The sequence below is a fragment of the Xanthomonas sp. LMG 12462 genome (assembly GCF_009192885.1).
Classification (GTDB): Bacteria; Pseudomonadota; Gammaproteobacteria; order Xanthomonadales; family Xanthomonadaceae; genus Xanthomonas_A; species Xanthomonas_A sontii.
On the sequence record NZ_NMPP01000067.1, the window covers coordinates 1 to 11,686 of the forward strand.

The 11,686-nt window shown below is 71.8% G+C and carries 10 protein-coding genes; 9 read left to right on the plus strand and 1 reads right to left on the minus strand.

The window, feature by feature from the left end; genetic code table 11:
* Positions 1 to 326: 326 nt before the first annotated feature.
* Positions 327 to 1,820 (minus strand): AAA family ATPase, encoded by a 1,494-nt coding sequence (locus tag CEK69_RS15430; RefSeq protein WP_152246556.1) that lies wholly within the window; start codon positions 1,818 to 1,820, stop codon positions 327 to 329.
* 127 nt (positions 1,821 to 1,947) lie between these two features.
* Between CEK69_RS15430 and CEK69_RS15435 the strand changes: the two genes are divergently transcribed.
* The 9 genes from CEK69_RS15435 (at position 1,948) to CEK69_RS15475 (ending at position 11,302) form a co-directional block, all read left to right on the plus strand.
* Positions 1,948 to 2,580 (plus strand): ParA family protein, encoded by a 633-nt coding sequence (locus CEK69_RS15435; RefSeq protein ID WP_152246558.1) that lies wholly within the window; start codon positions 1,948 to 1,950, stop codon positions 2,578 to 2,580.
* A 15-nt stretch (positions 2,581 to 2,595) separates the two neighbouring features.
* Positions 2,596 to 3,072, plus strand: a complete 477-nt coding sequence (locus CEK69_RS15440) for a histidine phosphatase family protein (protein ID WP_010340932.1) — start codon at positions 2,596 to 2,598, stop codon at positions 3,070 to 3,072.
* A 56-nt stretch (positions 3,073 to 3,128) separates the two neighbouring features.
* Positions 3,129 to 3,683, plus strand: coding sequence for a YceI family protein (locus CEK69_RS15445; protein WP_223875706.1), 555 nt, complete (start codon positions 3,129 to 3,131; stop codon positions 3,681 to 3,683).
* Positions 3,683 to 5,704 carry a phospholipase D family protein gene (locus CEK69_RS15450; protein WP_152246564.1) on the plus strand — a complete coding sequence of 674 codons (2,022 nt, stop codon included), beginning with the start codon at positions 3,683 to 3,685 and terminating at the stop codon, positions 5,702 to 5,704. Before CEK69_RS15445 ends, CEK69_RS15450 begins: the two co-directional genes overlap by 1 nt.
* 145 nt (positions 5,705 to 5,849) lie before the next feature.
* Entirely contained in the window at positions 5,850 to 6,269 is a 420-nt protein-coding gene (locus tag CEK69_RS15455) for a hotdog fold thioesterase (RefSeq protein WP_017908098.1), read from the plus strand.
* Positions 6,270 to 6,382: 113 nt separating this feature from the next.
* A complete protein-coding gene (locus CEK69_RS15460) occupies positions 6,383 to 7,177 on the plus strand; it encodes a lysophospholipid acyltransferase family protein (protein ID WP_152246560.1) in 795 nt (264 codons plus the stop codon).
* A 67-nt stretch (positions 7,178 to 7,244) separates the two neighbouring features.
* Complete coding sequence (locus CEK69_RS15465) at positions 7,245 to 8,237, plus strand: alpha/beta fold hydrolase (RefSeq protein ID WP_017908100.1); 993 nt, start codon at positions 7,245 to 7,247, stop codon at positions 8,235 to 8,237.
* Between the two features lie 357 nt (positions 8,238 to 8,594).
* On the plus strand, positions 8,595 to 10,670 hold the full coding sequence (locus tag CEK69_RS15470; protein ID WP_152246562.1) for a tetratricopeptide repeat protein: 2,076 nt from the start codon (positions 8,595 to 8,597) through the stop codon (positions 10,668 to 10,670).
* Between the two features lie 20 nt (positions 10,671 to 10,690).
* Entirely contained in the window at positions 10,691 to 11,302 is a 612-nt protein-coding gene (locus CEK69_RS15475) for a YbhB/YbcL family Raf kinase inhibitor-like protein (protein ID WP_152182468.1), read from the plus strand.
* The last annotated feature ends 384 nt before the right edge of the window (positions 11,303 to 11,686 follow it).

Below are 11,686 nucleotides of genomic sequence, written 5' to 3' on the forward strand. Positions count from 1 at the left end.
ACGATTTATCTGTGTATCCACAATGTTCATTATCTGACTGTATCCTGTCGGAGAAGTATTAATCTCGGAAGAGTCGCGGCGGCGTCAGAAGTGTAAAGGAGCCAGCCCTCCGGGAGAGGGTTTGGGGGGAGGGCACGGGGCGCGCGGCGCCTTCACCAATCTCCCCACGCGGGGCGACTCCCGGCCCCCCCCCCGCCCCTGCGGGGCACCTTCTCCCGGAGGGAGAAGGAATTTAGAAGCCCCTCTCCCCCCGGGAGAGGGGTTGGGGTGAGGGTCGGGCGCAGCCTCGCATAGCGGCATCGCCTGATCTCACCAACCGCCCGCCGCTAATCCGCCGGCACCGTCCGCCCGCTGGCCCAGCTGCGCAGCGCCTGCACCTGTTCGGCCATCAGCACCGACAGCGGCCGGGTAGTGCGGATCTCCTGCATCAGCAGCTCGGTATCCAGCGGCCGCTGTTCGGCGTGCGCGGCATACAACCCGGAGACGATCGCCTGCTCGATCTCGGCACCGGAGAACCCGTCGGCGGCGGCAGCCAAGGCCGGCAGCGCGAACGCGTCCGCATGCAGCTGCCGCCGCGTCAGGTGCAGGCGCAACAGCTCCACGCGCGTCTGCGGGTCGGGCAGGTCGACGAAGAAGATCTCGTCGAAGCGGCCCTTGCGCAGCAGCTCCGCCGGCAGCTCGTGCACCTGGTTGGCGGTGGCGACGATGAACACCGCGGCGGTGCCGTCGGCGCTGCCGCGTTCGGCCATCCAGGTCAGCAGCGTGCCGAGCACGCGCCGCGATACGCCGCCGTCCTCGCCGCCGCTGGCCAGGCCCTTCTCGATCTCGTCCATCCACAGCACGCACGGCGCCAGTTGCTCGACCGCGGCCAGCGCGTCGCGCAGGTTCTTCTCGGTCTCGCCGTGGTACTTGGCGTACAGCGCGCCCATGTCCAGGCGCAGCAGCGGCACGCCGAACCCCGCCGCGGTGGCCTTGGCCAGCATCGACTTGCCGCAACCCTGCACGCCGAGCAGCAGCACGCCCTTGGGCGGGTCCAGCCCCGGCGGCGCGGTGCCGGCGAACACCGCGCGGCGCTGTGCGATCCATTGCTTGAGCCGGCGCGCACCGGCCACGTCCTCGAAGCGCGTGGCATCGTTGTCGTACTGCAGGTGGCCGCTGCGGTTGAGCAGTTCGAACTTGAGCTTGGCCAGTTGCGGCAGATCGGATGCGGTGAGCGCGCCGTCGGCGTAGATCAGTTGCCGGGCGATGCGCCGCGCGTCGATCAGGCTGAGCCCGCGCAGATTGCGCAGGATCTGCTTGACCGCGTCGCCGTCGACCTCGACCCGGCGTCCGCCGAACTCGCGCGCATAGCCCAGCGCCTCCTCCTGCACCATCTTCAGCAGGGCGTTGGCGTCGGGCAGGCGCGGATTGAAGCGGGTCGCCAGCGCTTCCAGCTCGGCCGGCAGCTCGATCCGCGTGCCGATCAGCACCAGCACGTGCGGCTGGCAGTGGCGGCGCTCGACGATGTCGCGCAGCAGCCGCTGGTGGCTGGCGTAGCCCAGGTACGGGGTGACGTCGAGCAGCAGGTAGATGCCGCGCTGATCGGCCTGCTTGATCGCCTGCAGCACCGCGCTGGCGTCCGGCGGCCCGCTCGGCGGGTCCTCGCGGTCCAGGTCGATGCGGCGCAGGCCCTCGGTGATCGACCAGCGGTGCAGGGCGCGCCAGACCTGCATCAAGGCCTGCCGGAACAGGTCGACGATGCGCGCCTCCTCCTGCGTCTCGATCACGATCAGGGGCGTGTTGGCGCGGATCAGCGCGACCAGGTCCTGCAGCTCGCTCATGGCATCGGAAGGCGAAGGGGGCCGCCACGATAGCAAGCCCGGCGGCTGGCGGCGCGCTGCGCGTTGACTACCGGCTGACGTAGGGCCGGTGTACGCTCCGGCTTCTTCCCCCGGAAGCGAGGCGTGCATGAAGACGATCCTGGTGGCCGGCTCCAAGGGCGGCGTGGGCAAGACCACGGTCGCCACGCACCTGGCGGCGTCCTACGCGCTGGCAGGCAAGCGCACGGTGCTGGCCGATGCCGATCCGCAGGGCTCCTCGACCCGCTGGGCCGAACGCCGTGCCGGCCTGGACAGCGCGGTGCTGCCGATCGACGCCAGCCGCAAGCGCAGCTGGCGCGCGGCGCTGCCCGACGACGCGCAGCGGGTGATCGTCGACGCCCCCGCCGGCGCCATGGCCGAGGACCTGACCCATTTCCTCGACGAGGCCGACGCGGTGGTGGTGCCGGTGATGCCCTCGGCGCTGGACATCGAGGCCACCGTCGGCTTCCTCAACACCCTGGCCAAGGTGCCGCGGGTGCACCAGCGCAAGCTGCCGGTCGGGCTGGTGCTCAACCGCAGCAAGCCCTGGACCAATGCCACCCAGCAGGCGCTGCAGATGCTCGCCGAATGGCCCTACCCGGTGGTGGCGCAACTGCGCGACAGCCAGGCCTACGTGGTGCTGGTGGGGCTGGGCCGCAGCCTGTTCGATTACCACTCCGTCCAGGTCCGCGACCACCAGCAGGACTGGGAACCGTTGCTCAAGTGGCTCAAGAAGGCCTGACCGATGACCATCGTTTTGCGAGAAGTGATCCTGCTGCGCCATGCCCACGCCGAACCGGCCGACACCGGCCAGGCCGATTTCGACCGGCCGCTGTCGCCGCACGGCCTGGCCGAGGCCGAGGCGGCCGGGCGCTGGCTGCTGGAGCAGCGGCTGGTGCCGGACCGGGTGCTGTGTTCGCCGGCGCGGCGCGCGCGCGAAACCCTGGAGGCGGTGCTGGAGCTGACCGGCTACGTCGAGCAGCGCCTGGAGCCGCGCATCTACGAGGCGACCTCGGGCACCCTGGCCGATCTGCTGGACGGCCACCGCGACGTCGAGCGGCTGTTGCTGGTCGGCCACAACCCGGGCCTGGAGCGGCTGGCGGCGCTGATGCACAGCGGCCAGTCCGGCGACTACCGCGGCATGCCCACCGCCAGCGTCGCCGTGCTCGGGGTCCCGCACGACGCGGCGATCGAGCCGGGCGTGGCGCGCTTGACCGCGTTCTGGTGGCCCTGAGCCCGCTGCGCAGGTTCCTGCGGCCGGCGCTCTGCGCCGCGCTGCTGCCGTTGTGTCTGTGGTGCGCCGTCGGCCACGCGCAGGTGACGCCGGCCTTGCTGGCGCCCGGCGAATACGCCCTGGACCCGGCGCAGTCGCGCTTCGGGTTCGAGATCCGCACCCGCTTCGGCCAGCGCATCGAAGGCTTCTTCCCGCGCTACGAGGGCACCGTGCACGTGCTGCCCGATGGCCGCCACCAGGTGCACCTGCGCCTGTTCACCGCCTACGTGGAAATCCCCGGCAAGCCGCGCTACACCGGCTGGATGCGCGGCGAGGATTTCTTCGACGCGCCGCGCTACCCCACCGTGTCCTTCGACTCGCAGCCGTTCTCGCCGCAGGTGCTGGGCAAGGGCGGGCCGATCCCCGGCATCCTGAGCATCCGCGGGGTCAGCCACGCCGAGACGCTGACCGTCATGCCGGCCGCATGCACCCGCGCAGGCTATGATTGCGATGTCATCAGCCGCGGTACGGTATTGCGTGGACGTTACGGAATGGACAAGTGGGATCTGGCCTTGAGCGACCGGGTCACCTTCGTGCTGCGCGCACGCCTGACCGAGGCGGCCACTCGGTGATATCAAAGTTGATGCGGGTGCTGGTGGTGGTGGCGCTGCTGCTCGGCAGCGGCTGCGCGAGCCTGTCGCAGGCGCAGCACGGCCGCGCCGTGGCGATCGCCGAGGCCGCGCGCGACCGCCAGGTCGACTGCACGCGCGGGGACCGCTGCGCGCTGGCCTCGCCGCTGCGCGGGCTCGCCGGCAAGGCCTTCGCCCAGTCCGGCGCCGGCGCGCCGCGGCACTACGCCACCATCCTCGACCACGGCGAAGAGGCGCTGGTGGCGCGGATCAACCTGATCCGCAGCGCCAGCCGCAGCATCGACCTGCAGACCTACATCTTCGACAAGGACGACAGCGCGCGGCTGGTGATGGACGAACTGCTGGCCGCGGCGCGGCGCGGCGTGCAGGTGCGCGTCCTGATCGACCAGCTCTCGGCGATCTCCGACCTGCAGATCCTCGGCGCGCTGGCCGGCGCGCACGAGAACTTCTCGCTGCGCATCTACAACCCCACCTTCGGCCTGGCCAAGCCCAACTACTTCCACTACGCCGCCAGCGTGCTGTGTTGCTTCCGCCGCTTCAACCAGCGCATGCACAACAAGCTGCTGGTGATCGACGATGCGATCGGCGTGGTCGGCGGGCGCAACTACCAGGACGACTATTTCGACTGGGACGCCGAATACAACTTCCGCGACCGCGACGTGCTGGTCGCCGGCCCGGTGGCGCGGTCGATGGCCGCCAACTTCGACGCCTACTGGGCGGCGCGGCGCAGCGTGCCGGTGGCGCGGCTCAACGACGTCGGCAAGCTGCTGCTGCGCCAGGGCGTGCCGGCGATGCCGCCGGCGCAGTTCCTGCGCCCGGAGCGGGTGCAGCGGGTCAGCGAGGAGGCGTCCGATCCGGCCTTCGTGGAGAACGCCTTCGTGCTGCCGGCGCTGCCGGTGAAGCATGTGGACTACGTCGCCGACCTGCCGCAGAAGCACCGCCGCGAACACGGCCCCAAGGCCATCTCCACCGCGCCCAAGCTCGACCGGCTGATCGCCGACGCACGCCAGGAAATCATCCTGCAGACGCCGTACCTGGTGCTGTCGGACCCCGCGCAGGAGATCTTCCGCGAGCTGCGCAAGCGCACCCCGCCACCGCGCGTGGTGGTGGCCACCAACAGCCTGGCCGCCACCGACAACCCGGTGGTGTATGCACTTTCCTACAAGTACAAGCGCCGCAACCTGCGCGAACTGGGCTTCGACATCTACGAGTACAAGCCGTTCCCGCTGGATGCGCCGGTGGACTACGCCAACCTGTTGCCGGCGCCGTTGCAGGGCGAGGTGCCGGCCACGCCGGCCAGCGGCGAAAACGCAGGCGAGCACGGCGGCGGCGATACCGGCAGCGGGCGCAACACGCTGCTGGGCGGCAGCGCGGCCGGACGCAGTTCGCTGCTGGGCAGCGGCAGTGGCGGGCCGTCCGGCAGCCGCGGCGACGGCAGCCAGGTCGCGCGCCGCGTGCTGCGCACCGAGACCCGCCCCTCGTACCTGAGCCGGCGCATCGCCAACCGGCCGCTGCCGGTGACCCGCGAGGGCGCGCGCATGGGCCTGCACGCCAAGTCGCTGGTGGTGGACCGCCGCGTCGGCGTGATCGGCACCCACAACTTCGACCCGCGCAGCGAGACCTACAACACCGAGGGCGCGGTGATCGTCGACGATCCGGCGTTCGCGCAGGCGCTGGCGGCCAGCATCGGCCGCGACATCGAGCCGGAGAACTCCTGGGTGGTGGCGCCGCGGGTCAAGCCGCCGGTGCTGTCGGGCCTGAACTACAGCATGGGCAAGGTCTCCGAGGCGCTGCCGGTGCTGGACTTCTGGCCATGGCGCTACGCCACCGACTACGAATTCCAGCCCGGCCCCGACTGCCCGGCGCCGCTGACCCGGCGCGACCCCGGTTTCCACCGCTGCTACAGCTCGGTCGGCGACTTCCCCGAGGTCAACGTCGGCCCGAAGTGGCTGCTGGTGCGGATGTTGACCGCGTTCGGCTCGGGGCTGGTGCCGATTCTTTGAGGGGCGGGGATTCGGGATTCGGGATTGGGGATTCGTAACAGGCGCATCCCTGCGACCGGAGGCGTCGCCTGGCGCGATAATGTTCAGTGCCGGGGATGCCGCTCTTGCCAATCCCCAATCCCGAATCCCCAATCCCGGCCCTCCAATGCCCTTTCGCGAACCTGCCGATCTCGCCGTCCTCAACGCCGATTGCCGCGACACCCTGATCGCGCACCTGGGCATCGTCTTCACCGAGGCCGGGCCGGACTGGCTGCGGGCGACGATGCCGGTGGACGCGCGCACGCGGCAGCCGTACGGGCTGCTGCACGGCGGCGCATCGGTGGTGCTGGCCGAGACCCTGGGCAGCACCGCCGGCAACCTGTGCGTGGAGCCGGGGCGGATCTGCGTGGGCCTGGAAATCAACGCCAACCACCTGCGCGCCGCGCGCAGCGGCACGGTCACCGGCACCGCGCGGCCGCTGCACGTGGGCCGGACCACGCAGGTGTGGGAGATCCACATCGAGGACGCGGCCGGCAAGCCGGTGTGCGTGTCGCGGCTGACCCTGGCGGTGGTCGACCGCGGCTGAGCCCGGTCCCGGGCTGAACCCTGCCTCGGCGGTCACGGGCGACGTGTCTGCGGCCGCGTCTTCGGGGTGACACAATTGTCCGCTAGGCCCCCGCTTCCGGTACCCTTGTTCGAATGAGCGAGTTCTCCCCACCCGCCATGCGCCAATACGGTGGGGCGCTGCGCTGGGTTCGTTACGGCTACCGCGTGCCGCTGCTGGCGTTGCACGTGCTGTTGTCGCTGCCGTTCCTGCTGGTGTGCATGGCGCTGTCGCCCGGCCGCGCCGGCACCGAGTCCTTCGGCGACCGCATGGTCTGCTGGTGGTCGACCTGGCTGCTGCGCATCTTCGGCCTGCGCGTGCGCCGCATCGGCGCGCCCTTGCCCAATCCGGTGCTGTTCGTCGCCAACCATGTCAGCTGGATCGACATCGTGATGCTGCACAGCCAGCGCATGATGGGCTTCGTCGCCAAGCGCGAGATCGCCGGCTGGCCGCTGGTCGGCTGGCTGGCCGCGCGCGGGCAGACCATCTTCCACCAGCGCGGCAGCACCGAGTCGCTGGGCGGGGTATTGCAGGCGATGCTGGAGCGGCTGCGCTCCGGCTGCTCGGTCGGCGTGTTCCCGGAAGGGCGCACCCGCAGCGGCGAGGACGTGGGGCCGTTCCATGCGCGCATCTTCCAGGCCGCGGTCGAGGCCGAGGTGGCGGTGCAGCCGGTGGCGCTGCGCTACGGTGCCGGCGGCTCGGCGCAGCAGATCGTCGCGTTCGGCCCGCACGAGAGTTTCTTCGCCAACTTCCTGCGTCTGCTCGGCGAGCCGGGGCGGGTGGCCGAGGTGCATTTCCTGGAGCCGATCCGGCTGCAGGACGTGGAAGGGCGCCGCCGCATCGCCGAGATCTCGCGTGCGCGCATCGTCACGGCGATGGCACAACCCTGAACACCGGGACACTGCCGACGCCGCGCTTGACCGATTACTCCAGTCGACAGGCGCAAGCTCGCTGCCCATGAACGCGACCGATTACTCCCCCCCTCGCTGGCTGCGCAACCCGCACGTCCAATCGGTACTGGGTTCCAGCCTGCTGCGCGTGCGCCGTGGCGAACAACTGCTCGCCGCCAGCGGCGCCACCACCACCTCGCACATCCTCGACGGCGGCGATGGCGTGCGCCTGCAGGGCTGGCTCAGCGTGCCGGCCGGCGAAGCGCCGCGCGGCACCGTGCTGCTGCTGCACGGCTGGGAAGGCAGCGCCGACTCCAGCTACATGCGCCTGACCGCGGCGAAGATGCTGGCGCTGGGCTACCAGGTGTTCCGGCTCAACTTCCGCGACCACGGCGGCACCCACCACCTCAACGTGGACCTGTTCCACTCCGAGCGCCTGGACGAAGTGGTCAACGCCGCCTGCGACCTGTGGCAGCGCTTCCCCGCGCCGACCCTGCTCGCCGCCGGCTACTCGCTCGGCGGCAATTTCGCCCTGCGCCTGGCGTTGCGCGCACCGGCGGCGGGACTGCCGCTGCAGCACGTGGCCGCGGTGTGCCCGCTGCTGGACCCGGCCACCACCATGCAGCGGATCGAGAACGGCCCGCAGTTCTACGACTGGTACTTCCGCCGCAAGTGGCGCGAGTCGCTGCTGCGCAAGCGCGAACTGTTCCCCGACCGCCACGGCTACGACGACGCCACCCTGGCGCTGGACATGCGCGGGTTGATGGCCTGGCTGGCCGAGCGCCATGCCGGCTTCGCCAGCCTGGACGCCTACTTCGACAGCTACTGCATCGCCGGCGAGCGCCTGCAAGGCCTGCGCGTGCCGGCCGACATCCTGATGGCCGAGGACGACCCGGTGATTCCCCTGGACGACTTCCGCAGCTGGCGCCTGCCGGACCTCGCGCGGCTGGAAATCGCCCGCTGGGGCGGGCATTGCGGCTTCATCGAGAACGCGCGCGGCGACGGCTTCGCCGAACGCTGGGTGGCCGAACGGCTGACCGAGGGGCTGGTGGAGGCCTGACCGGCGTTGCGCGCAGGCCGGCGGGCGATCTCGCCCGCGCCGGCGTGCGGCAGGCGGTCAGCAAGGTGGGCGCACCGGGATTCCCGGGTGCGGCACGCGTCGATGCTCCTTCCGCCGTTCCCGCACCATCACCGCCGCCACCACGTAGCGCTGCCCGGCGCACGGGTCATCTACGCGGCCGGCATGCTCGGCAAACCTCGCAGGCGCGTCGCCTCAGTCCCCCGGCAGCGTCGGCGACACGGCCGCTCCCAGCGAGGCCCGATGCGCCCGATGTACCCGCCGCGCGGACGCAGGCGCCCGCGCAGGGCGGCCGGGCGCTCCCGCTACAATGCGGGTTTGCCCCAACGCCGGACCCACATGCACCAGCCCATTCTCGACGCCCTGCGCCGCCAGGACACCGCCGACGCGCTGCGTCTCGCCCAGACCTGGGCCGCCGAGGCCGCCGACGACCCGCAGGCCTTCCGCTGGCTGGCGCTGGCGCAGCAGCAGCACGGCGAGACCGCCGCCGCCCTGGACAGCATCGGCCGTGCGATCGCGCTGGCGCCGGAAGACGCCAGCCTGCACCTGCTGCACGCAGGCATGCTGGTCAGCGCCAACGACCTGGCCCAGGCCGAGGACGCCCTGGCGCAGACCGCGGCGCTGGATCCCAACGAATTCCTTGCCTACGTGATGCGCGCGCACCTGGCGCTGGGCCGCGGCGACCTGGACGAAGTGGAGCGGCTTAGCCGCACCGCCGCGCGCCTGCAGCCGGAACATCCGCAACTGCTCGGCGTGGACGGCATGCTGGCGCTGCGCCGCGGCGACGCCGATCGCGCGCTGGCGCTGCTCGCGCGCGCCAGCAACGCGCTGCCGGACGATCCGCGCCTGCTCTACGCGCTGGGTTTCGCCTACCTGGACAAGCAGCACTTCGCCTTCGCCGAGACCGCGTTCCGCCGCGTCGCCGCGCTCACCCCGGGCACCGGCGCGGCGATGATGGCGTTGGTCGCGCAACTGGCCTACCGCCAGGGCCGCCTGGACGACGCCATCACCGCGCTGGAGACGGTGCTGGCCGATCCGGCCGGCGACACCGCCAACATGCGCCGGCTGGCCGGCGAGTACGCCCTGCAGGCCGACCGTCCGGCCGAGGCGCTGGACCACCTGCGCCGCACCCTGGCGGTGGCCCCGGCCGACCGCCGCACCCTGCACGCCGCGCTGATCGCCTGGCAGCGGCTGGGCACGATCGACGATGCCCGCGCCACCCTGGAAGCGGCGCTGGCCACCACCACCGACGCCCACGACCTGTGGCTGGCGCGGCTGGCGCTGGAGCCGGTGGGCGGCCCCGAGGCACGCGCGCTGATCGCACGCTGGCAGGCGGCGATGCCGGCGCACGTGCCGGCGCTGGAAGCGCAACTGCGGGTGCACGACATGGCCGGCGAACGCGACCAGGGCGAAGCCGTGGCGCAGCGCATCGTGGCGCTGGAACCGGGCCGGCTCAGCGGCGAGGAACGCCTGGTCGAGGCGCTGCTGGAGCGCGGCGAGCACGACGCCGCCATCGCCCACGTGCACGGCCTGATGCAGCGCATGCCCGAACGCGACCGCACCGTGGTGCGGCCATGGCTGGCGGCGGTGCAGGATGCGGCCGGGCGCCCGGACGACGCGCTGGCGACCTGGGTGGCCTTCCAGGAGGAACAGTTGCCGCATCGCCTGCCGCTGCCGCCGCTGGGCCAGGCCCCGGCGCAGTGGCCGCCGCTGGGCACTGTCGACCCGCAGAACCAGGCGCGCCCGCTGTTCGTCTGGGGTCCGCCGGGCAGCGGCGTGGAGCGGGTGATCGCGGTGATCGATGCGGCCAGCCCGGTGCTGCGCGGCGACCGCTTCGGCCCGCAGCCGCCGACCGACGGCCTGCAGCGCTTCCGCAGCGTCGAGGAACTGGACAGCGGCGCCCTGGACGGTGCGGCGCTGGTCGCCGAGTGGCGCGCGCAACTGCCGGCGCGTGGCGTCGGCGACGGCAACATCGTCGACTGGCTGCTGTGGTGGGACAACGCGCTGCTGCGCGCGCTGCGCCCGCACCTGCCGGAAGGGCGGCTGCTGGTGGTGCTGCGCGACCCGCGCGACATGCTGCTGGACTGGCTGGCCAACGGTGCCCCGGCGCCGCTGGGCCTGGCCTCGCCGGAGACCGGTGCGCAGTGGCTGGCGGCGGTGCTGGCGCAGGTCGCCGACCTGCACGAACAGGATCTGTATCCGCACCACCTGGTGCGCCTGGACGGGACCGAGCACGATCCGGCCGGCGTGGCGGCGGCGCTGGAGCAGGCGTTCGGCGTGGCGTTCCCGACCATCGCCACGGTCGGCCCGCCGCGCCTGGCCGCCGGCCATTGGCGCGCCTACGCCACGCCGCTGGCCGCCGCCTTCGCGCTGCTGACGCCGGTCGCGGTGCGCCTTGGCTACCCTGAAACCTGATTCCCCAAGGAGTTCCCCGCATGCGCCTTCGCAGTGACAGCATCCAGCCGGGTCAGCCCATCGCCGCGACCTACGCGATGGGCCAGGCCGACGGCTTCGGCGGCAACCGCAACCCCCACCTGGCCTGGGACGCGGTGCCGGCCGGCACCCAGTCCTTCGTGCTGCTGTGCGTCGATCCGGACGTGCCGACCGTGGCCGAGATGGTCGGCCGCGACGACGTGCAGATCCCGGTCGAACAACCGCGCACCGAATTCGTGCATTGGGTGGCGGTGGACCTGCCCGCCGACCTGCGCGAGATCGCCGAAGGCAGCGCCAGCGACGGCGTGGTGGCCAAGGGCAAGCAGCAACCGCCCGGCCTGGACGGCGCGCGGCAGGGACTGAACAGCTACACCGACTGGTTCGCCGGCGACGCGGCGATGGGCGGCGACTACCACGGCTACGACGGCCCGTATCCGCCGGCCAACGACCTGCGCGTGCACCGGTACTTCTTCCGCTTGTTCGCGCTGGACGTGGCACGCCTGGACGTGCCGGCACGCTTCACCGCCGCCGACGCCTTGCGCGCGATGCAGGGCCACGTGCTGGCCGAAGCCAGCCTGCACGGCACTTACAGCCTCAATCCGGCGGCGAAGTAAGCCGTAAAGCCCCTCTCCCGCCGGGAGAGGGGTTGGGGTGAGGGTCCGGCGCGCGAAGCGCCTCGCCGATCTGACTTTGCGAGGCTTCGCCCGCACCCTCATCCGCCCCTGCGGGGCACCTTCCCCCGAAAAGGGGGCCATGGTCCCGACGGGAGAAGGGAGGCGCCGAGCCCCTCTCCCCTCGGGAGAGGGGTTGGGGTGAGGGTTGGCGCGCGAAGCGCCTCGCCGATCTGTGACTGCGAGGCTCCGCCCGTACCCTCATCCGCCCCTTTGGGGCACCTTCCCCCGAAAAGGGGGCCATGGTCCCGACGGGAGAAGGGAGACGCCGAGCCCCTCTCCCTCCGGGAGAGGGGTTGGGGTGAGGGTACGGCGCGCGCAGCGCCT